Here is a 23,701-nt window from a genome sequence, read left to right on the forward strand (position 1 = left end):
AGGAGCGGCTACAGAAACGGGAGCGGGATCGGGCGAATCGGCATTGCACCGATCCGCCTGAGCGCGTCGCCGCACGCGGTTGCGGCGCGCACGAAAACGCTGCGAGTCAGCGCCGCTTTTCCTTACTCGGGCATCTTGCGGAAGGCAATCGCGAGACGATTCCACGAATTGATCGTCGATACGAGCAGCGACAGGTCCATCAGCTCCTCGTCGCTGAAGTGCGGCTTCACGGCTTCCCAGACGGCGTCGGGCACATGATTGTCCGCGACCAGCGTCATCGCCTCGGTCCATTCCAGCGCCGCGCGCTCGCGGTCGGTGAAGAACGGCGTTTCGCGCCACACGACGACCGTCGCGAGCCGGCGGTCGGTTTCGCCGCCCTTGCGTGCGTCGGTGGTGTGCATGTCGACGCAGAACGCGCAGCCGTTGATCTGCGACGCGCGCAGCCGCACGAGTTCGGCGAGCGGCTTCTCGATCGAGCTTTTGGCCAGGAATTCCTCGGCGTTGCGCATCACCTTGATGGCGTTCGGGCTGGCGGCATAGAAGTTCAGGCGGGGTTGCATGGCGGGTCCTGGTTCGGTTGATGCGCACGGCGGCGCGACAGGACCCAGATTAGCGATCGGGCTGGCCTGCTGAAATGACCAATTTCCGGTAAATCGAGGTAGCCAGTGGTAATGGGTCAGATGCCGGCCCGCAGCAGCACGGCGAGCTGCGCGAGCGCCGTGTCGATGCGCGTCGCGTCGATACCGCCATAGCCGAACAGCAGGCCGCCGTGGCGCGGCGCGTCGACGTGGAACGCGGCGATCCCGTACAGCCCGATGTCGTGCGCGCGCGCTGTCGCGATCAGCGCGGCCTCATCGACGCCGGCCCTGACGCGCGCGGCGAGGTGGATGCCGGCGGCCGGTACGACCACGTCGAACCACGCCGCGAGACTGTCGCGCAGGTGCGCGATCAGCACCTTGCGCCGCGTGTCGTAATGCTTCTGCACGCGGCGCAGGTGGCGTGCGAAATCGCCGTCGAGCATGAAGCGGGCGAGCGCCGTCTGCGTAAGCGTGCAGCTGTGCCAGTCGGCGATCTGCTTCGCCTTGCGCAGCGCCGGGTGCAGTGCGGCCGGCGGAATCGCGTAGCCGATCCGCAGTTCCGGGAAGATCGTCTTCGAGAACGTGCCGACGTACGCGACGAGGCCCGCGCGGTCGAGGCTCTTCAGCGATTCCATCGGACGTCCTTCGAAGCGGAACTCGCCGTCGTAGTCGTCCTCGATGATGACGGCCCGGCGCCGCTGCGCCCATTCGAGCAGCGCGACGCGCCGCTCCAGGCTCATCGGCATGCCGAGCGGGAACTGGTGCGATGGCGTCACGTAGACGAGGCGCGCATCGTCGGGCAGCCGGTCGACGACGAGGCCGTGCGCGTCGACCGGCACGCCCGCCACCGTCGCGCCGAGCGACGCGAACGCGGCGCGGGCCGGCGGGTAGCCGGGGTCCTCGACCGCGACGACGTCGCCGGGCCGCACGACGACGCGCGCGAGCAGGTCGAGCGCCTGCTGCGCGCCTTGCGTGACGATCACGTCGTGCCAGTTGCAGGCGACCGCACGGCTGAACGCGACATAGCGCGCGATCGCGAGCCGCAGTTGCTGGTCGCCGGCCGGGTCGTGATACTGGCCCGGGCCGCGCGCCTGCTGGCGCAGCGCGTGGTGCAGGCAGCGCCGCCACGCGTCGAACGGAAACAGCGTCTTGTCGGTCACGCCGCCGCGGAAATCGAAGGCGAGCACGGGCAGCGGCTCGGGCATCGCGAGCGCATCGGGTACGTCGTCCCACACCGCGCGCGCGGTCGGCGCGTCGGCCGGCGGGAGCTCCGCGGCGATTTCCGGCAGCGCGGTGGCCGGCCCGTGCGGCACACGCGCGAGGCCGTCGGCGACGAACGTGCCGTTGCCGCGCCGCGTGTGCAGATAGCCTTCGGCGACGAGCCGCTCGAACGCGTCGAGCGTCGTCTTGCGCGACACGCCGAGCTGGGCGGCGAGGTCGCGTGTGGACGGCAGCCGCGCGCCACCGGCGAGCCGGCCGTCGACGATCGCGACGCGCAGTTGCCGGAAGATCTGGCCCGTCAGGTCGTGACGGCCGTCGATGCGGATCGCGATGTCCATCGCAGTGGTTACCTCGTTCGGGGTGGTTTTGCCGGAATCGGCATGCCGCCAGTATGCAGGCTGAATGGCCGCGCGTCGCGCTCGAACGGACGTGGATTGAACCGGCATGCGTGGGTGCTTTGGGGGAATGGACCGGCAAGCGTGGCTGCTTTGCGGATTGGACCGGCGTGAGCGCCTGCCTTAGGATCACGATTCCGATCACGACGTCCCCGGACCGGAGCGTGGCCATGTTGTCTGAAGAAGAATTCGCGCTGCTCGACGCGATCCGTGCGACCGGCAGCCTGTCGCGCGCGGCGGCGCGTCTTGGCAAGGCGCCGTCGACGGTGTCGCATGCGGCGCGCCAGCTCGAGGCGCGCTTCGACGCGCTGCTGTTCGACCGGCGCCGCTACCGGCTCCAGCTCACGCCCGCCGGCCAGTTGCTGGCCGACGAGGCGGCGCGCCTGATGCTCGACGTCGCGCGGCTCACGCAACGGGTGCGGCAGATCGCGAGCGGCTGGGAGGACCGCCTGTGGATCGTCAGCGACGAGCTGCTCGAATTCGAATCGATGATGCCGGTGGTCCGCGCGTTCGATGCGCTGGATTCGGGCGTGTCGCTGCGCTTCACGCACGAGGTGCTCGGCGGCACCTGGGAAGCGCTGCGCGACGGCCGGGCCGACCTGATCGTCGGCGCGACCAACGAGCCGCCGGCGATTCCGGGGCTGAAGTGGTTCGAGCTGGGCGCGCTCGACTGGGTATTCGCGGTGTCGCCGCGCCATCCGCTCGCGGCGTCGCGCGACCCGCTGACACGCGACGCGATCGGCGCGCATCGCGCGGTCGTGGTCGCGGATTCGTCGCGGCTCGCTGCCGGCCGCGCGTACGGTTTGCTGGGCGGGCAGACGATGCTGGCGGTGCCGTCGATGCGCACGAAGATCCTGGCGCAGCGCGACGGGCTCGGCGTCGGCTGGGTGCCGCGGCGGCGTGCCGCGACACTGCTCGCGCGCGGCGAGCTGGTCGAGATGCCGACCGCCGAGCCGCGCGCGCCGAACGTGCTGTACGTGGCGTGGCGCGGCGATCGCGAAGGGCGCGCGTTGCAGTGGTGGCTCGAGCAGCTGCGCGAGCCGCGTCTGGCGCAGCGCCTGCTCGACGGGATCGACGTCGTGCCGTGACGGCGCGCGAAGGGGCAGGCACGGCAGGCGGGTCGCCCTGGCTGGAACAAACACGTTCGAAGCCTTCGAACGTTTTCGTCGCGTGCATCGTACGGCAGCGGGCGGCTATGCGAGCACCATGAAGTTACGGTCATTCACCGGAATCACTGGAGAAAATCATGGAACGCTTCAAAGGCAAGACGGTGCTCGTCACGGGCGGCACCAGCGGGATCGGCCTCGCGGCCGCGCGGGCATTCGCGGCGGAAGGCGCGCGGGTGATCGTCACCGGGCGCGATGTGGAGGCGCTCGCCGCCGCGCAACGCACCCTCGGCGGCGACGCGCTCGCGATTCGCAACGACGCGGGCAGCGTGGCGGGTGCGCGCGAGCTCGCGAGCGCGATCGGCGCGGCGGGCGCGCGGCTCGACGCGGTGTTCGTGAACGCGGGCGTCGCGAAGCTCGCGCCGTTCTCGGACGTCGACGAGGCCCTGTGGGATCTCGTGTTCAACACCAACGTGAAGGGCGCGTACTTCCAGATCCAGGCGCTCGTGCCGCTGCTGAACCGCGGCGCGTCGATCGTCATCAACGGGTCGATCAACGCGCACATCGGGATGCCGGGGTCGTCGGTCTACGCGGCGAGCAAGGCCGCGGTGAATTCGCTCGCGAAGACGCTGTCGACGGAACTGCTGCCGAACGGCGTGCGCGTGAACGTCGTGAGCCCGGGGCCCGTCGAGACGCCGCTGTACGGCAAGCTCGGCTTCGACGCCGCGACACTCGAGGCGACCGCCGGGAAGATCAAGGGCCTCGTGCCGATCGGCCGGTTCGGCACGCCGGACGAGATCGCGTCGACCGTGCTGCACCTGAGCGCGCCGGAGTCGGCGTTCATCGTCGGCGCGGAAATCATCGCGTCGGGCGGGATGGGGCTGCTTTGAGCGACTGACGGCGGATGAGCGCCGTCAGCCGGCGCGTTCGCGCCGCTAGCGCGGCGCGCCGCAGGCAAGGCCGGCATCGTCCGGCCCCGCGAGTTGCGTCACCGTCAGCCCGCCGAACGTCGCGCTGCCATGCTCCGCGAACAACGCGATGCGGTCGGCGTCGCCGGGCGGGAAGATCAGGTCGGTGATCGCGGTGCGTGCACCGCCCGCGAACACCTCGACCGAGCCGCGATCGACGACGATCTCGAGCGGCAGCCGCCCGTCCTGCAGCGGCAAGTTCACGATGTGCTGCTGGCTGAACGCGGTCGAGAAATTCGACTCGCCCGATTGCGAACGGTCGAGCGTCAGCGTCTGCTGCGCGGTGTCGTAGACGATCCGCGTGCCGGTCGCACCGTCCGCCGAGCGTCGCACGACGAGCCCCGCGCGCGCGGCGCCGTGCGGCGCGAGCGTCAGCGTGATCCGCTGTACGGTGCCGCGTGTCGCGGCCGGCAGTTCGCGCAGCGCCGACGCGACGCTCAAGTCGCCGAGATGCGTGGCGGGCCGTCCGTCGGCCCATGCGTCGAACGCCGGCGCCGGCGTGGCGACGAGCCGCGGCTCGCCGTCGATCGTCTTCAGCGCGAGTGCGCGCGGCAGCGTCATCGCGCCGCGCCATGGCGTCGTCGGCACCTTCGCCGCGTAGTCCCAGTTGCTCATCCACGCGATCGCGACCGGCCGCGCGCCCGGTGCGCCCGAGAACGTGCCGGCCGCGTAGAAGTCCGCGCCGTGGTCGACCCAGCGGAATTGCGCGGGATCGGAGCCCGCGGGCGCGACGCGTTCGGGCGTGAACGTGCGGCCGTCGAAGTCGCCGACGAAATACATCGCCCCCGAGCCGCCTGCGATCGACCACGGATTCACGTTGACGATCATCACCCAGCGGATCCGCTTCGGATCGTCGTCGAGCGGCAGCGGCACGAGGTCGGGCATTTCCCATAGCGTGCCGTCGTGCGGGACGCCCGGCAGCGTGAAATCGCTGAGGAATGCCCAGTGAATCAGGTCGTCGGAGCGGTATAGCTTCACGACGTGCGCGTCGGCGACGACAGTCGTCATCAGCCAGTAACCGCCGCGCGCATACCACGACACCTTCGGGTCGCGGAATTGCTTCGATTCCGGTTCGAGCGTAAGCACCGGATTGTGCGCATACGGCTGCCAGGTCGCGCCGTGATCGACGCTGTACGCGAGCGATTGCGCCTGCGTGCCGGGCGCGTGCCCGGAACCGGCGTTGTAGACGCTCGTGTACAGCGCGACGAGCGGTGCGTCGCCGGGTGCGCCGAGGCCGGACGTGTTGCGGGTATCGGCGACGATCGAGCCGGAGAAGATCTGCTCGGTCGCGTTCGCGCGCAGCGCGACCGGCTGCTCGCGCCAGTGGACGAGGTCCGTGCTGGTCGCGTGGCCCCACGACATGTTGCCCCAGTCGTGGCCGACCGGGTTGTACTGATAGAACAGGTGATAGAGGCCGTTGTCGTAGACGAGGCCGTTCGGGTCGTTCATCCAGTTGCGCTGCGGCGTGTAATGGAGCGCGGGGCGCCATTGCGGCGTGCCGTGTTCGGGCGGCGCGTCACAGGTGGCGGCCGCGACGTGCGCGCAGAACAGGCCGGCGAGCAGGCCGGAGAGCAGCAACGGGGCGACCCGAAAAGTAATTCGGTAAGGCGGAAATTTCATGCGTCGTTCCGTGCTTCGTCGCGCGAAGCGGGAAAGGAGCGCGCATGCCGCTCGTGGCGGCGGCATGCGCGATGGGCAAAAAGGGCGATCAGGGCAAACCTGGGCAGCGGGCCACAGGGGAAACGCGGCGCCCACGCGACACGCGCGATGGGCGCCCCCTCGGCTGACTGGTTACTGGCGATTGCCGTTACCGTTGCCCTGGTTGCCGCCGTCGTTGCCGGCTCCCGTCGCGGGCAGGTTCGCCGGAATGTCGCCGTAGCCGCCGAGCCCGCCGCGCCCGTAGAAGCGGTCGACCGCCGTCGATGCGCCGTTGATGTTGATCTTCACCGTCGGCGCGAGCGTGCCGCCGCGGCGCGGGCCGATCGCGTCGATGAACGACTCGACGAGGCCGCCCGGCATCACGTAGTGCGAATACGACTGGAATTCGCGCGGGTTCTGGTTCGGGTCCTGCGCGTACGGCGCGCCGGCCGGCGCCGAGAAGTCGGTCGGGTTGCCGAGCACGAGGCCGCTGCCGCCGTTCAGTGGCAGGAAGTCGCTGCGGATGCCGTTGCCGACGAAGCCGTACACGCCGTCCGGGCCGTCGACGCCGGCCGCCATCGTCGTGCGGTGGCTGATCGTGAACAGATAGTACTTGCCGTCCTTCATGTAGATCTGCGGACGCTCGGTCTGGTCGTCCACACAGTTCGCGGACAGCAGCGGCGGCAGGAACTTCCACTCGGTCAGTTGCGGGTTCGTCGCGACCGCGAGGCCGACGTTGGCCTTTTGATACACTGCGCCCGAATTCATCACCGCGTTCAGGTCTTCCCGGTATGGATCGTTCGGCGCGTAGCCGAGGTCGGCTTCGGTGCAGGTGCGCGCGCCGCGCGGGCCGCCGGTGTTGCCCTCGAACACCATGTAGGTCTTGCCCGGGTGCGCGGGGTCGGTAAACACGAACGGATCGCGGAACGAGAAGTAGGTGTTTTGCTGGCCCGTCTGGTAGTAGTTGCCGTCCGGCTGCAGCAGCGCCTTGTGATCGTCGAAGCCCGTGAACCACACGTGCTTGTCGTCGGCGTGGATGTGGCCGTCGGCGCGCGTGATGATCGCCTGGGGCGGCGTGATGTCGGCGCCGCCCGGCGCCGAGCGGTTGAACGACGTCGCGGTGTAGTAGAGGCTGACGTTGTCGCCTTGCATGAGGCGCGCGGAGCCCGACCATTCGGCGTTGTTGGTCATCGGCGCGGTGCCGAACACCTTCACGCTCGCGCCGTCCGGGAACAGGTGGCCGCCCCAGGTCCAGCCGCCGTTCGCCGGGCGCTGCGACGCGGGGATGCCTGCGCGGCGGTAGAAGAAGCCGATCCGCGCGTGCACGTGGCGGTCGTCGAACGTATAGCCGGCATGCGGATCGGCGGTGAGCGAGAAGATCACCTCCCAGCCCTTGTAGCTGAGCTGGTTCGCGCGCAGGTCGGCGAGCGGCCACGTGTCCCAGACCCACACGTTCGGGTTGATCAGCGGGAAATCCTGCGGGATGGACGGCATCGTCAGCGCTTGCGGCAACGAGTTCTTGTCGACGGCGTTTGAGGTGTGCGACTGCGCGACGATCTGGCGGATGTCGGCGCGCGTCCAGCGCATCGTGAAGTTGCCTTCCGGGTCATAGGCCTGCTGCGTGTGCGGCGTGGGTGCGGGGGCACCGGCCGTTTGCGCGTGCGTAACGGGAGCGAAGGAAGCGAAGGCCGCGAAGGCGGCCAGTGCGCCGCCAGCGAGCGGCAAACGTTTGCTCGAGGGCGAGCGGAAAAAGCGAAAGTGTGTCATCTCGGCGTTGTTTCGAAAAAGTGGGAAAGGGAACGTCTGAGGGTGGCATCGATGTCCAAACCGGTTTGGATGCTATTTCAAACCGGTTTGGACGTCAAAAGATATTTATTTGACAGCATTTATTACAGAATCGAAAGAATTGGCCGGCAGACCGCGTGGACTGCCGGTCACACATCGCAAGGGACAACCGTGAAGGTGAATCTGAAGGCGCTATCGGACGCGCTCGGGCTGTCGCGCACGACGGTCAGTCGTGCGCTGAACGGCTACGACGACGTGAGCGAGGCGACGCGCGAACGCGTGATGAAAGCGGCGCAGGAAATGGGCTATGTCGCGGATCCGACCGCGCGCCGTCTCGCGACGGGGCGGGCGGATGCGATCGGGATCGTCTATCCGTTCGCCGCCGGTGATCTCGGCGATCCGCGTTTCGGCGAGGTCGTCGCGGGAATTACCGAGCGGCTCGCCGAGCGCAACCTCGATTTCATCATCGTGTCGGCGCGGCCGAACGCTGAACTCGACACGTACCGGCGGCTCGTCGACGGCAAGCTGGTCGACGGGCTGATCGTCGCGCGGACGCTGGTCGACGATCCGCGCATCGCGTTCCTGCAATCGCGCGGGTTTCCGTATGTCGCGTACGGCCGCACGCAAAGCGCCGAGCCGTACGCATGGTTCGACTTCGACAACGCAGCCGGCGCGAACGCGGCCGTGCAGCGGCTGATCGGCTTCGGGCACCGGCGCATTGCGATGATCGGCGCGCCGCTCGCGCTCAATTTCGCCGCGCAGCGGCGGGCGGGCTTCGAAGCCGCGATGCGCGCGGCCGGCATCGAGCCGGATCCGGCCTTGCTGGTCGAGTGCCCGTTCACGCGCGACGGCGGCCTGCACGCGGCGCAGGCGCTGCTCGCGCTCGCCGAGCCGCCGACCGCGATCCTCGTCGACAACAACATCGCGGGCAGCGGCGCGTTTCGCGCGATCGCCGGCAGCGGGCGGCGCTTCGGCGACGACATCTCGCTGATCGTCTACGACGGCGTGCCCGACGACGTCGCCTATCCGCATCGCGTGACGGCCGTCGTGCAGCCGACCGGGCATGCGACCGGGCGTTCGCTCGCGGAGCTGATGCTCGGCATGATCGTCGACGGCGTGCGCGGGGAGCGGCTCGAGATGCCGGTGATCGACGCGGGCGATACCGACGGGCCGGTGCGCGGGTAAGGGGGCAGGCGCGTCCATACGTGACGCGCCGGCCGGCGCCGGCGTGAAATCCCTGAAGGCCGCAGGGTTGAGCGCCTGGTTGCTAGACGACTGGTCTATTCGACGAGTATGATCCAGCCAGTTCTAGACGACTGGTCTAATAGATTGGAGATGCAATGCAGAACTTTGACTACGCGAACCAGCGGTTGTGAACCAATACTTGATTTATCCGGCGGCGAGCCCAGCCGGGCCCGGCGCAGCACGCCGCCGCGCGCAAGTCGCGGCCCTGTTTCCACCCTTTCGATAGGAGTGCCCGATCATGAAGATTCTCGTTGTCCTGACGTCGCACGACACCCTCGGCGATACCGGCAAGAAAACCGGCTTCTGGCTCGAGGAACTGGCTGCACCGTACTACGCGTTCAAGGATGCGGGTGCCGAACTGACGCTCGTATCGCCGAACGGCGGCCAGCCGCCGCTCGATCCGAAGAGCAGCGATCCGTCCGCGCAGACCGACGCCACGCGCCGCTTCGAAGCGGACGCGGCCGCCAAGGCCGAGCTCGCGAGCACGCGCAAGCTGACCGATGTGTCGATCGACGACTATGACGCGGTGTTCTACCCGGGCGGCCACGGTCCGCTGTGGGATCTGGCCGAAGACCTGCATTCCGTCTCGCTGATCGAGCGCGCGATCGGCGCCGGCAAGCCGGTCGCGCTCGTGTGCCACGCACCGGGCGTGCTGCGTCACGCGAAGGATCCGCGGACCGCCGAATCGCTGGTGCGCGGCAAGCGCGTGACGGGCTTCACGAACAGCGAGGAAGCCGCCGTCGAACTGACCGAAGTCGTGCCGTTCCTCGTGCAGGACATGCTCGAGACCAACGGCGCGCGCTTCGAGCGCGGCCCCGACTGGGCGCCGCATGTGGTGGTCGACGGCCTGCTGATCACCGGGCAGAACCCGGCGTCGTCGGAGCCGGCCGCCGCCGCGCTGCTCGCGCAGCTGAAGCAGGCCTGACGGGGCGCCCGGCGCCCCACCGCCCGGCAGCGACGTTGCCGGGCATGCCGATTCGTCCCGGCGCCCCTGCCGGGCATACCGCTTCGTGCCGTTTTGTCCCGTCGCGCGCCGCGCGGCGGGCGCCCCCTCGTTTCACGCAGAACCAAGCAAAGGAGTGATGGATGTCTGCCCTGTTCGAACCGTTCAAACTGAAGGATGTGACGCTGCGCAACCGGATCGCGGTGCCGCCGATGTGCCAGTACGTCGCCGAAGACGGCGTCGTCAACGACTGGCATCACGTGCACCTGGCCGGCATCGCGCGCGGCGGCGCGGGCCTCGTGATCGCCGAGGCGACCGCGGTGTCGCCGGAAGGCCGCATCACGCCCGGCTGCGCGGGTTTGTGGACCGATGCGCAAGCCGCAGCGTTCGCGCCGTCGGTTGCGGCGATCAAGGCCGCGGGCGCGGTGCCGGGCATCCAGCTCGCGCACGCGGGCCGCAAGGCGAGCGCGAACCGGCCGTGGGAAGGCGACGATCACATCGCCGGCGGCGATCCGCGCGGCTGGCAGACGATCGCACCGTCGGCCGTGCCGTTTGGCGCGCACCTGCCGAAGGTGCCGCATGAAATGACGCGCGACGACATCGCGCGCGTGCAGGCGGATTTCGTCGCGGCGGCAAAGCGTGCGCGCGACATCGGTTTCGAATGGCTCGAACTGCATTTCGCGCACGGCTACCTCGGCCAGAGCTTCTTCTCCGTGCATTCGAACCAGCGCGACGACGCGTACGGCGGCTCGGCCGAGAATCGCGGCCGCTTCCTCGTCGAGACGCTCGCGGCGGTCCGCAAGGTATGGCCGGAGCATCTGCCGCTGACCGTGCGGTTCGGCGTGATCGAATACGACGGCCGCGACGATGAGACGCTCGCCGAATCGATCGCGCTCACGCAGCGCCTGAAGGCCGAAGGGCTCGACTTGCTGAGCGTGTCGGTCGGTTTCTCGACGCCGAATGCGCAGATTCCGTGGGGGCCCGCGTTCCTCGCGCCGGTGGCTGAGCGCGTGCGCCGCGAGGCCGGGCTGCCGGTCGCGTCCGCGTGGGGCATCGATACGCCGCAGCTCGCGGAGCGCGTCGTCGCCGACGGGCAGCTCGATCTCGTGATGGTCGGCCGCGCACACCTCGCCGATCCGCACTGGCCGTATTACGCGGCGAAGCAGCTCGGTGTCGAGCGGCCGTCGTGGACGCTGCCCGCACCGTACGCGCACTGGCTCGAGCGCTACAAGGTCGCCGCGAAGGCGGCCTGACGCGGCGCCGGCCGGCCCGCCGCATGCGTGCGCATCCGTGCGCATTCGTGCAATGTGGCCAGCGCGCCGGATCGCACCCCGACCCCGATAGAATGGCGGTTCGTGCAGGCCCCGGGGCCTGCCGGACCGCCATTCTTTTTACTTCCGAGCTGAGGGGCCATGGGCGCTCACGTACCGCCGTCTTCCGAACCCGCCGCGCGCCCGAGTGCGCAACAGGTCGCCCGCGCCGTGCTGTATGCGGCATTGCTGGCGCTTGCGCTGTGGGTGATTCGCGCGTTCATTCCGGCGATCGCGTGGGCTTGTGTGATCGCAATCGCGATGTGGCCGATGTTGAAGCGCTTCGAATCGCACCGGCTGTTCCGCGACCGGCCGACCATCGTCGCGACTGTCGTCACCGCGTCGATTTCGCTGCTCGTCGTGCTGCCGGTGGCGATCGCGCTGATCCAGGCGCTCGGTCAGGTGCACGAACTGCGCGAGTGGTTCCGCACGGTCCAGGACAACGGCATCCCGGTGCCGGACCTCGTCAACCGGCTGCCGTTCGGCGCCGCCCAGGTCACCGCGTGGTGGCAGGCGCATCTCGGCCATCCGCTGCCTGCGGCGACCGCGATGAAGGGGGTCAACAGCGAGACGTTCATCGCGGTCGGCCGGCAGTTCGGCACGCGGCTCGCGCATGCGGTGCTCGAGTTCGGCTTCATGCTCGTCACGCTGTTCGTGATCCTGCGCGCGGGCCACAGCCTGTCGGGCGCGCTGCTGCAAGGCGCGCAGCGCGCGTTCGGCAAGAACGGCGCGCAACTGATCGAGCGGATGGCCGCGGCCGTGCAGGGCACGGTGACGGGCCTCGTCGTCGTCGGGCTCGGCGAGGGCGCGCTGCTCGGCATCGCGTATGCGCTCGCGGGCGTGCCGCACGCGACGCTGCTCGGCCTCGTCACGGCGGTCGCCGCGATGCTGCCGTTCTGCGCGCCACTCGTGTTCTGCGGTGCGGCGTTGTGGCTGTTCGTGCAGGGCGCGACCGGGTGGGCGATCGCGGTGGCCGCGACCGGCTTCGTCGTCGTGTTCATCGCCGAGCACTTCGTGCGGCCCGTGCTGATCGGCAGCTCCGCGCGGCTGCCGTTCCTGCTCGTGCTGTTCGGCATTCTCGGCGGCGCCGAGACGTTCGGCCTGCTCGGGCTGTTCATCGGTCCTGCGCTGATGACCGTGTTGACGATGCTGTGGGCCGAATGGGTCGCGTGATGCGGGGGCGCCTGCCACGCGTGGCCGCAACGATTGTTGAAGATCGGCGATCCGGAGCGCCGCGGTACGGGGGATCCGCGCGCGGGACTTTACATTTCTTTTCGATCTGGACCCAAAGGTCGAGTAGCATAGCGGTTTCGACCGCGCCGGCACGGCGCAGCAGACTTCCCAGCATGCGATTGATCCCGATGTCCCGGCCTGCGGCGACGCTGTCCCTGGCAGCGAGCTGTCTGATGATGAGCGGCTGCTCGTGGTTCGACACGTTCCTGCCGTTTTCGTATTCGCGCCTGCCGGTGCCGAAGGCGGCATCCGCACGTGGCGCGACGCGCACCGAGATCGTCCGCGCGGGCGGCAACCCGCGCAGCGTATGGATGGTCCGCAACGGCAGCGGTGTCTGCTATAACTACCAGCTCGATCACGGCGACCAGCATCGGCCGTACTTCGTCGTGTTCGACAAGGCGGGCGCCGTCAAACGGTATGGCTTCGATACCTGCATGGACGCCGATCGCAAAGGGCTGCTCCAGGCGCAGAAAGGCAGCACAACGTAGCGCCGCGGTTCGGCGACGCGAGCCCGGACCAGCCCGACACAGCCCGACACATCTGCTAAGCGATCGTATCGACCACGCCGCCGTCGACTCGCAACGCGGCGCCCGTCGTCGCCGACGCTTGCTGCGAACACACGTACACCACCAGATTCGCGACTTCCGCGGGCGTCGCCGGGCGCTGGATGATCGAGCTCGAGCGCTGCGTGCGCACGAAGTCCACCGCGACTTCGTCGATGCTGCGGCCGGTTTCGTCGGCGGTTTTCTTCAGCAGCGAGCGCACGCCTTCGGAAAGCGTCGGCCCCGGCAGCACCGAATTGACGGTCACCCGGCTGCCGGCCGCGAGCTTCGCGAGCCCGCGCGCGATCGACAACTGCGCGGTTTTCGTGAAGCCGTAGTGGATCATGTCGACCGGAATGTTCAGTGCCGATTCCGACGAGATGAATACGACGCGCCCCCAGTTCCGTTCGAGCATCCCCTTGAGGTAGTGCCGCGCGAGCCGCACGCCGGACATCACGTTGGTCTGGAAGTAATGCATCCATTCGGCGTCGTCGATGTCGAAGAACGGCTTCAGCCCGTAGACGCCGGCATTGTTCACGAGGATGTCGGCCTGCGGCGCGGCGCGCGTGACGCGGCCGGCGCCGTCGCCGTCCGACAGGTCCGCCGCGATGCCTTCGACGGTTGCGCCCGGCGCCGTGCTGCGCAGGTGCGCGAGCGCGGACTGCACGGACGCTTCGCTGCGTCCGTTGACGACGACCCGCGCGCCGGCGCGCGCGAGGCCTTCGGCGATCGCGAGGCCGATGCCGGCGGTGGAAGCGGTGACGACTGCCGTCTTGCCGTTCAGATCGATATGCATGGTCATGAAAAGGCGGTGAGTGGGAAGGAGGGCCGCCGGACCTGCCGCGGCGGCCGGAATTCAAAGCTTAGGCGAAACCGCGCGATTCGCCAGCGCGGGGATTGTTTCGAGACGGTTGCTTCGCGCAGGCCGGTCTTGTAGGGTAGGCGCTTGCCGTCCGATCCGGGAGTCACCGCGTGAGCCGTACCGTCAAGCCCTCCGTGCCGTCGCCGTTCTGGCGCGATGCCGCGCTGCCGTTCATCGAGGCGCGCACCGTCGACGACGGGCGCGCGATCTGCTACGTGAAGCACACGCACGACACGTTTTCGCTCGGCGCGATCGTTGGCGGCACCAGCACCTACCTGAACGGCGCGACGAACGAGCGGATCGGGCGCGGCGCGCTCGTGATCATCGACCCCGAGCAGGTGCACGCGTGCAATCCGTATGGGCCGCACGCGTGGGCGTACCGGATGGTCTACGTCGATGTCCCGTGGCTCGCGCGGCTGCAGCATGCGCTCGGCCGCGATCCGAACACCGATTTTCACGGCTTCTCGCAGAAGCTGACCGACCGTCGCGACCTGTTCGCGGAATTTGCGGGCTTCTATCGCACGCTCGTCGCGCCCGGCATCGAGCCGCTCGGCAAGGAGAGCGCCGCGGTCGAATTCTTCACGCGGCTGCACGAGGCGCTCGATCCCGCGATGCCGGGCACGCCGCGGGCCGCCAACAACGCGAAGCTCGCGCGCGCGGCCGACTACATCGCCGCGCACTGCCGCCAGGCCGTGACGCTCGACGCGATCTGCGCGGCGGCCGATCTGTCGCCGTCGTATCTGATCCGCGCGTTCAATGCCCGCTACGGGATGACGCCGCATGCGTTCCTGATCGACCGCCGCGTGCAGTACGGGCGCACCGAGCTGCGCCGTGGACGGCCGATTGCGGATGTCGCGCTCGATGCCGGGTTCGCCGATCAGGCGCACTTTCAGCGCGCGTTCCGGCGGATTGCCGCCGCGACGCCCGGGCAATACCGCGCCGCCGAGTGCTGAGCGCGGGCGGCACGGCGATCGTCGAGCGCGCCTCAGCGGCAGCCGGATTCACGCATCGAGCAGGTAAAGCGCGCTGCCCGCGAGCAGCAGCGCCATCAGCCGGTTGAACACGCGCATCCGGCGCGCGTTCGCGAGACGGTGCCGCAGCGATGCGCCCGCATACGACCAGCACGCGATCGACGCGAAACAGATCACCAGATACAGCGCCGCGAATTGCCCGATCAGCACGCGGTCGCCGTCGGCTGCGTAAGCGCCCATCGCGGCGACGCAGGCGAGCCACGCCTTCGGATTCAGCCATTGCATCGCGGCGCCCGCGGCCGCGGACGGCCCGGCGACCTGCGCGTTGGGCGACAGCCGGCCGTCGTCGAGCGCGAGGCGCAGCGCCATGTAAAGCAGGAACGCGATCCCCGACCATTGCGTCGCCGTCGTCAGCACAGGCCAGCGTACGAGCGCCGCGTGCAGGCCGAGGCCGATCAACAGGAACAGCGCGACGAAGCCGAGCGTCGCGCCGGCCGCGTAGCGCAGGCTCGCGCCGAGACCGTAGCGCGCGCCCGAACTGAGCGCGACGATATTGACGGGACCAGGGGTGATCGACGATGCGAGCGCGAACGCCGCCATCGAAACCAGAATGCTCATCGGATGCCTCCATGCGTAACGTGAGTCGCATCGAGGCTAAAGGAGCAGGGCGGGTGCGTATTGAAGAAAACTGCCCTCGGCGGCGCGGGCCGCCCGGCGCGCGTCAGTGCAGCGCGCGCGGCGCGCGTACCGGGCCCGCTTCGGCCGCCCGCGCCGGCTCGGCGGCGGGCGGCGCGGCAGCGGCGCACGGCTGCGTCGAAACCGAGAAACCGAACGTGTTGACGCCGCCCGCGCACGCGACGAACACGCTGCCGCCATGCATGTCCGCGACAGCCTTGACGATCGACAGCCCGAGCCCGTGATTTTCCTTGCTGTTCGCGCGCGCTTCCTCGAGCCGGTAGAAGCGTTCGAACATGTGCGCGCGGTGCGCGACGTCGATCGGCGCGCCGGGGTTCGCGACCGACACTTCGACGAGCGCGTCGCGCCGCGTGATCGTCACGTGCAGCGTCCCGCCCGGCGCCGAATGCTGGATCGCATTGATCAGCAGGTTCGTCATCGCGCGGCGGAACAGCGACGGGTCCACGCTCGCGCGTGCATCGCCGTGCAGCTCGGCGCGCAGCTGCGCCTCGTCGAGCGGAATCTCGAGGAAATCGAGCATGCGCCGCACCTCGTCGGCGAGCGACACGTCCTTCAGGTCGCTCGCGCGTTCGCCGCGATCGCTGCGCGACAAAAACAGCATGTCGTTGACGATCACGCGCAGCCGCTCGAATTCCTCGAGGTTCGACTGCAGCGTCTGGCGCATCCGGTCGATCGAGCGGTCGCGGCTCGTCAGCGCGACCTGCGTCTGGCCGATCAGGATGCTGACCGGCGTGCGCAGCTCGTGCGCGACGTCCGCGTTGAACGCCTCGAGCCGTTCGTACGCCTGCTGGATGCGTTCGAGCGCGCCGTTGAACGATGCGGCGAGGTCGCGCAGCTCGGCGGGCAGCGCGTCGGTCTTGAGCCGCTGATGCCGGTTCACGTGATTGACGGCCGCCGCTTCCTGCGACAGCCGGTCGAGCGGCGCGAGGCCGAAGCGCGCGACCGCGCGGCCGAGCAGCAGCGTGATGCCGGTGGCGATCGCGATCAGCGCGGCGAGCGTCCAGCCGAAGCGGCGCAGCATCCGCTGAGTGCGCTCGCACGACGTCGCGACGATCAGCTTCAGGTCGGGACGCGCGCCGCTGCCGGCCACCGTCACGGTCTTCGTCATCACGTCGTAGCTGCTGTCGTTGAGCCGGTAGCGCTGGTACGTGCCGAACGGTGCGCCGTGCGGCGTGCCGTTCACCGGATGCCCGAAACGGAACGCCGGATCGGGGCCGTCGACCTGGTAGTGGGTGGAGCCGTCCGGCGGCTGCAGATCGGCGAGCTTTTCCTGCGTGATGTGCCAGCGCGCCTGCGTGGTTGCATGCGAGACGATCATCTCGACCACTTTCGTGCGCGTGTCGAGCGTCGCGCGCAGTTCGGCGAACAGTTGCCGCTCCATCATCACGAACAGGCCGACGCCGACCAGCGTGAACACGAGCAGCGATACGATGCCGAACATCGCGGACAGCCGCAGCACGATCGAGCGTTTCATGGCCGTCTCTCTGCGTCGCCGTCGTCGCGTACCTCGAGCACGTAGCCCATCCCGCGGATCGTGTGCAGCAGCTTGTCGGCGAACGGGCCGTCGAGCTTCGCGCGCAGGCGCTTGATCGCGGTCTCGACGACGTTCGCGTTGCTGTCGAAGTTCACGTCCCACACGAGTTCGGCGATCGTCGTCTTCGACAGCACTTCGCCGCTGCGGCGCGCGAGCACGCCGAGCAACTGGAACTCCTGCGCGGTCAGGTCGAGGCGCGTGCCGTCGCGCGTCGCGCGGCGGCCGATCAGATCGACGCGCAGGTCGCCGATCGAGATCAGCGTCGATTCCTGCACGCGTGCGCGGCGCGTCAGCGCGCGCAGCCGCTCGATCAGTTCGAGGAACGAGAACGGCTTGGTCAGGTAGTCGTCGGCGCCGCCGCGCAGCCCGCGCACGCGGTCGTCGACGCGGTCGCGCGCGGTCAGCATGATCACGGGCGTCTGTTTCTGCGCGCGCAACGCGCGCAGCACGCCGAAGCCGTCGAGCTTCGGCAGCATCACGTCGAGCACGACCACGTCGTAGTCGAATTCGACGGCCTTCCACGCGCCGTCCTCGCCGTCGAGCGCGGTATCGACGACCCAGCCTTCCTCGGCGAGGCCGCTTTTCAGGTATTCGACTACCTTCGGTTCGTCTTCGACGATCAGGACTTTCATGTTCGATTCCGTAATCGGGTTAGCGCCCGTTATCAGCGTGAACCGGTGCCGGGGCCGCGGCAACCGCTGCAATCGCGGACGACGTAGCGCCGGCGTCCCAGCCGCCGCCGAGCGCCTTCGCGAGGAACACGACGAGCGCCGCGCGCTGGCCCTGAATCTGCACCGCCTGGCGTTCGCTCGTGAGCTGCTGCTGCTCGGCCGTCAGCACGTCGATGAACGGCGTCAGGCCGCCCGCATAGCGATCCTGCGCGAGCGCGACGAGCTTGCGCGCGTCGTCGACCGCGGCCGCCGACTGCCTGGCGGCCTCGTCGAGCACCGACAGGCCCGTGACCGCATTCTGCACCTCCTGGAACGCGGTCAGCACGGTCTGCCGGTAGTTCGCCTGCGCGGCGACGTAGCCGGCCTGCGCGAAATCGACGCCGGCCTTCAGCCGGCCGCCCTCGAACAGCGGCTGGCTCAACGATGCGCCGACCGACCACAGCAGCGCCGGCACCGTGAACAGCCCGGAGAAGCGCGTCGCATCCCAGCCGATGTCGGGCGACAGCATGATGCGCGGGAAATACGCGGCGCGCGCGACGCCGATCTGCGCGTTCGCGGCGGCCATCGCGCGCTCGGCGGACGCGACGTCGGGGCGGCGCTGCAGCACGTCGCTCGGCACGCCGGTCGGCAGCGGCGGCGCGTTGATCGGCACGACGCGCGGCGGCAGCGAGAACGACGGCGCGGGCGTGCCGACGAGCGTCGCGAGCGCGGTCTCGACCTGCGCGCGCTGCTGGATCAGCAACTGCGCCTGCGTGCGCGTCGCGTCGAGCTGCGCGCGCTGCTGCAGCAGGTCGAGCCCCGACACCGCGCCGAGGTCGTGGCGCGCGGACACGTAGTCGAGCGCCTTCTGCTGCAGGTCGATCGAGCGCTTGACGACGTCGATCTCGGCGTCGAGTTCGCGCAGCGACAGGTAGCTCGACGCAAGATCGGCGGTCAGCACGAGGCGCGCGTTCGCAAAATCGTCGCGCGCCTCGTCGGTGCTCGCCTGCGCCGATTCGACGTTGCGCCGCACGCGGCCGAACAGGTCGAGTTCGTAGCTGACGCTCGCGCCGACCTGAATGTCGTTCTGCACGGTCGACATGCTGTTCACCGCGTAATTCGTCCGCGGCCGGTCCGCGGAGATCTTGAAGCGCTGGCCGCTCGCGTTCAGGTTGACGGCCGGATACTGCGCGGATGCGACCGATGAGAGCGTCGCCTTCGCCTGGTCGTAGCGCGCCGCGACGACCTTCAGGCTCTGGTTGTTGCGCAGCGCGTCGGCTTCGAGCGCGTCGAGCTGCGGATCGCCGAACGCGGTCCACCATGCCGGATCGAGCGGCGCATGCGCGGGTGCGGCCGGATGCCAGTACGCGTCGGCGGGGTCGACGTGCCATGCGGCCGGCGCGTCGACCTCGGGCCGCCGGTAGTCGGGGCCGACCGTGCAGCCGGCCAGCGTCGCTAGTGCGGTGAGTGTGGCGAGCGTACCGGCGAGCGCAGCGGGCAGCAACGCGAGGCGGGCGGGTGTCACTCGGACCAACCGCGTCACGCGCATCATGTCTTCGCTCCGGCCGCGCCGGATGCCGGCCGCGGCGCCGGGTTCGCGACGACGACCGAATCGCCGTTCGCGACCGAATCGCTCGGGTTCACGACGAGGCGATCGTCGGGCGTGACGGGGCCGTCGATCTCGAGCGTCTGCCCGACCGTGCGCACGACCGTCACGGGCTTCAGCCGGATCTGCCCGTTCGCGTCGACGGTCGCGACCGTCGGGCCTTCCGCGCGGAACAGCAGCGTGTTCGCCGGCACCGACAGGCGGCCGGCCGGCGTCATCGGCAGCGTCGCCTGCACGTAGGCGCCCGGCAGCAGCCGTCCGTCCGGGTTGGGCAGCGTGATCTCGATCTGCAGCGAACGGGTCGCCACGTCGATCGCTTCCGACGTGCGCGTGATCGTGCCGTCGAACGTCTGGCCCGGCAGCTCGGCCTGCGCGACGCTCACATGCTGGCCGGTCTTCACCTGCTGCGCATAGGCCTGCGGCACCTGCACGTAGAGGCGCAGCCGGTCGGCCTGCACGACGGTGAACAGCGACCGGCCCGCGTTGCCGGAGCTGACGAGATCGCCGACGTCGACGTTGCGCTGCGTGACGATCCCGTCGATCGGCGCGACGATGCGCTGGAAGCCTTTCAGCTCGGTCAGCCGCCGCACGTTCGCGTCCGCCGCCGCGAGGTTCGCCGCGCCCTGGTTGTAAGCGCCCTGGCGGTCGTCGAGTTCCTGCTGCGATACGGCATCGCGCTGGCGCAGCTGCTGCGCGCGGTCGAACGACGTCTTCGCGAGCGCGAGCGCGGCCAGTGCCTGCTGGCGCTGCGCGCTCGCCTGCGCGAGTTCCTGGTTCAGCTCCGGCGTGTCGAGCTCGGCGAGCAGTTGCCCCTGCTTCACGTGCGCGCCGATGTCTGCCTGCCAGCGCAGCACATAGCCGTTCGCGCGCGCGAAGATCGGCGCCTCGACGAAGCCGCGCAGCGTGCCGGGCAGCGTCAGGTGGCCGCCGTGCGCGGCATCGGCCGGGTGCACGACGCTCACGTACTGGCGCGCGTTCTGCGCGGTGATTCCGTCGAGCCGGTTGCGGCTCACGACGTTCGTGACGACGGTGCGCGCCGCGCCGGCCGCCAGCAGCACGCCGACGACGATCAGCACGATCCGCGAGCGGCGCCACACGCCCGCCCGCGCGGGCAGGTCGAGCCCGTGTTCGTCTACCTGGATGCCGACGGCGCGGTGATGTTTCTCTTCCATGAGTTCAACCGGTCAATAGGCGAAGCGATGATCAATGTCCGGCGGCCTTGCGCGCGCGCCGCCGCGCGAGCCGCGCGTGGACGCCGGCGAATACGAGCGGAACGAACAGCAGCGTCGAAACCGTCGCGAACAGCAACCCGCCGATCACCGCGCGGCCGAGCGGCGCGTTCTGCTCGGCGCCTTCGCCGAGCCCGAGCGCCATCGGCACCATGCCGATGATCATCGCGAGCGCGGTCATCAGCACCGGGCGGAGCCGCGTCGCGCCGGCCTCGAGCGCGGCGGTGAGCGACGGTGCGCCGGCCGCGAGGCGCTGGCGCGCGAACGACACGACGAGAATGCTGTTCGCGGTCGCGACGCCGACCGTCATGATCGCGCCCGTCAGCGCCGGCACCGACAGGTGCGTGCCGGTGATGAACAGCATCCACGCGATGCCGGCGAGCGCAGCGGGCATCGCGCTGATGATGATCAGCGGGTCGAGCCACGACTGGAAATTCACGACGATCAGCAGGTAGACGAGTACGATCGCCATCGCGACACCCGCGCCGAGGCCGAGATACGACGTGCGCATCGTCTCGACCTGGCCGCGGATCGTGAGCTCGGTGCCGCGCGGCAGCGTCGCGCGCGCGTCCGACACGATCTTGCCGACCTCGCCCGCGACCGAACCGAGGTCGCGGCCCTCGACACTCACGTACAGGTCGATCGCCGGGCGGATGTTGTAGTGCGTGAACACGGCCGGTTCGCTCGCGGTGCGCATCTGCACGAGGTTGCCGAGCAGTTGCAGCGGCGCGCCGGTGCGTCCTGCCGACACGGGCGTGCCGAGCAGGTCGCCGACCGAGCCGATGTCGTATTGCGGGGTCTGGATCGCGAGCGGGTACTGCACGCCGGTTTTCGGGTTGACCCAGAACGACGGCGTCGTCTGAGCGCTGCCCGACAGCGAGATCAGCATGTTCTGCGCGACGTTCTGCGCGGAGAGGTTGAGCTGCTGCATGCGCGTACGGTCCATGTCGGCTACGAGGGTCGGCTGGTCGTTGCGCTGCAGCACGTGCGCGTCGACCGCGCCGGGGATTTGCCTGACTTTTTTCATCAGGCGGCTCGCGATTTCCATGTTACTCGCGAGATCGTTGCCGAGCACCTGCACGTCGATCGCGGCCGGCTGGCCGAAGTTCAGGATCTGCGTGATGATGTCCGACGGCTGGAAGAAGAACTCGGCGCCCGGGAAGCGCTCGGGCAGCAGCGCGCGCAGCGTCTCGACGTAATGCTGGGTTGGCGCGTGGCCGGGCGTCAGCGCGATCAGGATCTCGCCGTCGAGCGAGCCGATCGTGCCCGCGTTGCTGTACGACAGGTTGATGCCGCTGATCGGCTGCCCGAGGTTGTCGACGATCGCGCCGAGCTCGTCGGGCGGCACGACCTCGCGCACGACGCGTTCGACCTCGTCGGCGAGGCGCGCGGTCTCCTCGATCCGGTAGCCGGTCGGCGCGCGCATGTGCAGCCGGAGGTTGCCGGAATCCGCGTTCGGGAAGAAGTCGCGGCCGAGCGCGAACACGAGCGCCGTCGACAGCACACAGAAGCCGAGGAAGCACATCGCGTAGAAGCGGCGGCGCACCAGCAGCACGCTGAGCAGCACGATGTACGACGCGCGCAGCCGCTCGAACGCATGATTGAAACGGTGGTGCACGCGCGCGAAACGCGACGTCGAATGATCGGGCCCGACGCTCGCCTGCCGCGGGCGGAACAGCAGCATCGCGAGCGTCGGCACGAGCGTGCGCGACAGCACGTACGACGCGAGCATCGCGAACACCACGGCCTCGGCGAGCGGCACGAACAGGAAACGCGCGACGCCGGTCAGGAAGAACATCGGCACGAACACGATGCAGATGCACAGCGTCGACACGAACGCCGGCACCGCGATCTCGCCCGCGCCTTCGAGGATCGCGTCATGCAGCCCGGTGCCGAGATGCAGGTGCCGCTCGATGTTTTCGATCGTGACGGTCGCGTCGTCCACCAGGATGCCGACCGCGAGCGCGAGCCCGCCGAGCGTCATGATGTTGATGGTTTCGCCGAGCGCCGACAGCGCGATCAGCGACGTGAAGATCGACAGCGGGATCGAGATCGCGATGATCAGCGTGCTGCGCCAGTTGCCGAGGAACAGCAGGATCATCATCGCGGTCAGCACGGCGGCGATCAGCGCCTCGTGGATCACGCCCTGCACGGCGGCGTTGACGAACACCGACTGGTCGAACAGCGGCGTGACCGTCAGCCCCTCGGGCAGCGTCGGGATTACCTTCGGCAGCAGCGCCTTCAGGTCCGACACGACCTTCAGCGTCGACGCGTCGCCGCTCTTCAGGATCGACACCAGCACGCCGCGCTGGCCGTTCTGCCGCACGATGTTGGTCTGCGGCGAGAAACCGTCGCGCACGGCCGCGACTTCGCCGAGATAGGTGGTCGCGCCGTTCACGGTCTGCAGCGGGATGTGGCTGATGTCGGCGATCGTGTCGGCCGACGCGTTGGTGTCGACCCGGTACTCGGTCTGACCCATCTTCGCGGTGCCGGTCGGCAGCACGAGGTTCTGCGTGTTCACCGCGTTGACGACGTCGGCCGGCGTGAGGCCCTTCGACATCAGCGCCTTCGCATCGATGTCGACCGCGACGACGCGCGTGCGGCCGCCGTACGGGAACGGCACCTGCGCGCCGGGAATCGTGATCAGCTGCGGGCGCAGGAAGTTCAGCGCGATGTCGGCGAGCGACTCCTCGCCCAGTGTCTTGCTCGACAGCCCGAGCTGGATCACCGGGATGCTCGATGCGGAATACGTGATCACGAGCGGGGGCGTCGCGCCCTGCGGCATCTGCCGGACGATCGCCTGCGCGGACGATACCGTCTGCGCGATCGCGGTCTGCACGTTCGCGCCCGGCTGCAGGAACACCTTGACGACCGCGGTGCCGGGCAGCGTGGTCGACTCGATGTGCTGGATGTTGTTGACGGTCGTCGTCAGGATCCGTTCATGCACCGCCGTGATGCGGTTCGTCATCTCCTTCGCCGACAGCCCGCTGTAATTCCAGATCACGCTGATCACCGGGATGTTGATCGACGGCAGCACGTCGACAGGCGTGCGCATCAGGGCGAGCGGGGTGGCCAGCACGATCATGATGGCCATCACGATGAACGTGTAGGGGCGCCTGAGCGCGAGATTGACGATCCACATGGAGGCGGTGGGGAGGCGGCATTCAGACGGTGGTGAAGGGCACTCGA

General features: G+C 69.1%; 19 protein-coding genes. 8 read left to right on the forward strand and 11 right to left on the reverse strand.

Annotation, left to right across the window (positions count from 1 at the left end):
• Positions 1 to 122: 122 nt before the first annotated feature.
• Both DID96_RS00370 and DID96_RS00375 read right to left on the reverse strand, forming a co-directional pair.
• Positions 123 to 560, reverse strand: coding sequence for a carboxymuconolactone decarboxylase family protein (locus DID96_RS00370; protein ID WP_124597293.1), 438 nt, complete (start codon positions 558 to 560; stop codon positions 123 to 125).
• Between the two features lie 116 nt (positions 561 to 676).
• Positions 677 to 2,137 (reverse strand): PLP-dependent aminotransferase family protein, encoded by a 1,461-nt coding sequence (locus DID96_RS00375; protein ID WP_124597294.1) that lies wholly within the window; start codon positions 2,135 to 2,137, stop codon positions 677 to 679.
• A gap of 227 nt (positions 2,138 to 2,364) precedes the next feature.
• Between DID96_RS00375 and DID96_RS00380 the strand changes: the two genes are divergently transcribed.
• Complete coding sequence (locus DID96_RS00380) at positions 2,365 to 3,282, forward strand: LysR family transcriptional regulator (protein ID WP_124597295.1); 918 nt, start codon at positions 2,365 to 2,367, stop codon at positions 3,280 to 3,282.
• Between the two features lie 158 nt (positions 3,283 to 3,440).
• Entirely contained in the window at positions 3,441 to 4,190 is a 750-nt protein-coding gene (locus DID96_RS00385) for an SDR family oxidoreductase (protein ID WP_124597296.1), read from the forward strand.
• A gap of 45 nt (positions 4,191 to 4,235) precedes the next feature.
• Here the strand turns inward: DID96_RS00385 and DID96_RS00390 are convergent, their stop codons facing one another.
• Together DID96_RS00390 and DID96_RS00395 are read right to left on the reverse strand one after the other, a co-directional pair.
• Positions 4,236 to 5,888: a glycoside hydrolase family 32 protein gene (locus DID96_RS00390; RefSeq protein WP_124597297.1), complete on the reverse strand. Its 1,653-nt coding sequence runs from the start codon at positions 5,886 to 5,888 to the stop codon at positions 4,236 to 4,238.
• 171 nt (positions 5,889 to 6,059) lie between these two features.
• Entirely contained in the window at positions 6,060 to 7,673 is a 1,614-nt protein-coding gene (locus DID96_RS00395; RefSeq protein WP_124597298.1) for a glycoside hydrolase family 68 protein, read from the reverse strand.
• Positions 7,674 to 7,862: 189 nt separating this feature from the next.
• Between DID96_RS00395 and DID96_RS00400 the strand changes: the two genes are divergently transcribed.
• From DID96_RS00400 to DID96_RS00420, 5 genes are all read left to right on the forward strand, one after another.
• Positions 7,863 to 8,876, forward strand: coding sequence for a substrate-binding domain-containing protein (locus DID96_RS00400; RefSeq protein ID WP_260463761.1), 1,014 nt, complete (start codon positions 7,863 to 7,865; stop codon positions 8,874 to 8,876).
• Between the two features lie 298 nt (positions 8,877 to 9,174).
• Positions 9,175 to 9,861 carry a type 1 glutamine amidotransferase domain-containing protein gene (locus DID96_RS00405; protein ID WP_124597300.1) on the forward strand — a complete coding sequence of 229 codons (687 nt, stop codon included), beginning with the start codon at positions 9,175 to 9,177 and terminating at the stop codon, positions 9,859 to 9,861.
• 161 nt (positions 9,862 to 10,022) lie between these two features.
• Positions 10,023 to 11,132 (forward strand): NADH:flavin oxidoreductase/NADH oxidase, encoded by a 1,110-nt coding sequence (locus DID96_RS00410; RefSeq protein WP_124597301.1) that lies wholly within the window; start codon positions 10,023 to 10,025, stop codon positions 11,130 to 11,132.
• Positions 11,133 to 11,291: 159 nt separating this feature from the next.
• Positions 11,292 to 12,362: an AI-2E family transporter gene (locus tag DID96_RS00415; RefSeq protein ID WP_124597302.1), complete on the forward strand. Its 1,071-nt coding sequence runs from the start codon at positions 11,292 to 11,294 to the stop codon at positions 12,360 to 12,362.
• 173 nt (positions 12,363 to 12,535) lie between these two features.
• Positions 12,536 to 12,910: a hypothetical protein gene (locus DID96_RS00420; RefSeq protein WP_124597303.1), complete on the forward strand. Its 375-nt coding sequence runs from the start codon at positions 12,536 to 12,538 to the stop codon at positions 12,908 to 12,910.
• Positions 12,911 to 12,965: 55 nt separating this feature from the next.
• Here DID96_RS00420 and DID96_RS00425 read toward each other — a convergent pair whose 3' ends face one another.
• On the reverse strand, positions 12,966 to 13,760 hold the full coding sequence (locus tag DID96_RS00425; RefSeq protein WP_124597563.1) for an SDR family NAD(P)-dependent oxidoreductase: 795 nt from the start codon (positions 13,758 to 13,760) through the stop codon (positions 12,966 to 12,968).
• A 176-nt stretch (positions 13,761 to 13,936) separates the two neighbouring features.
• Between DID96_RS00425 and DID96_RS00430 the strand changes: the two genes are divergently transcribed.
• A complete protein-coding gene (locus DID96_RS00430; RefSeq protein WP_124597304.1) occupies positions 13,937 to 14,779 on the forward strand; it encodes an AraC family transcriptional regulator in 843 nt (280 codons plus the stop codon).
• Between the two features lie 48 nt (positions 14,780 to 14,827).
• On the opposite strand, the gene DID96_RS00435 is transcribed toward DID96_RS00430, so the two are convergent.
• From DID96_RS00435 to DID96_RS00460, 6 genes are all read right to left on the reverse strand, one after another.
• Complete coding sequence (locus tag DID96_RS00435; protein WP_124597305.1) at positions 14,828 to 15,415, reverse strand: LysE family translocator; 588 nt, start codon at positions 15,413 to 15,415, stop codon at positions 14,828 to 14,830.
• A 103-nt stretch (positions 15,416 to 15,518) separates the two neighbouring features.
• Positions 15,519 to 16,967: a heavy metal sensor histidine kinase gene (locus tag DID96_RS00440; RefSeq protein ID WP_124597306.1), complete on the reverse strand. Its 1,449-nt coding sequence runs from the start codon at positions 16,965 to 16,967 to the stop codon at positions 15,519 to 15,521.
• Positions 16,964 to 17,659, reverse strand: coding sequence for a heavy metal response regulator transcription factor (locus DID96_RS00445; RefSeq protein ID WP_124597307.1), 696 nt, complete (start codon positions 17,657 to 17,659; stop codon positions 16,964 to 16,966). The genes DID96_RS00440 and DID96_RS00445 overlap by 4 nt, the downstream gene beginning before the upstream one ends.
• 19 nt (positions 17,660 to 17,678) lie before the next feature.
• Positions 17,679 to 19,226, reverse strand: coding sequence for an efflux transporter outer membrane subunit (locus tag DID96_RS00450; RefSeq protein ID WP_409333750.1), 1,548 nt, complete (start codon positions 19,224 to 19,226; stop codon positions 17,679 to 17,681).
• The gene (locus DID96_RS00455; RefSeq protein ID WP_124597308.1) at positions 19,226 to 20,455 is read right to left on the reverse strand and encodes an efflux RND transporter periplasmic adaptor subunit; all 1,230 of its coding nucleotides are present in this window, start codon (positions 20,453 to 20,455) and stop codon (positions 19,226 to 19,228) included. The genes DID96_RS00450 and DID96_RS00455 overlap by 1 nt, the downstream gene beginning before the upstream one ends.
• A 31-nt stretch (positions 20,456 to 20,486) precedes the next feature.
• Positions 20,487 to 23,654, reverse strand: a complete 3,168-nt coding sequence (locus DID96_RS00460) for an efflux RND transporter permease subunit (protein WP_124597309.1) — start codon at positions 23,652 to 23,654, stop codon at positions 20,487 to 20,489.
• Between the last annotated feature and the right edge of the window lie 47 nt (positions 23,655 to 23,701).

Source organism: Burkholderia sp. Bp8963, from assembly GCF_003854275.1.
Taxonomy (GTDB): domain Bacteria; phylum Pseudomonadota; class Gammaproteobacteria; order Burkholderiales; family Burkholderiaceae; genus Burkholderia.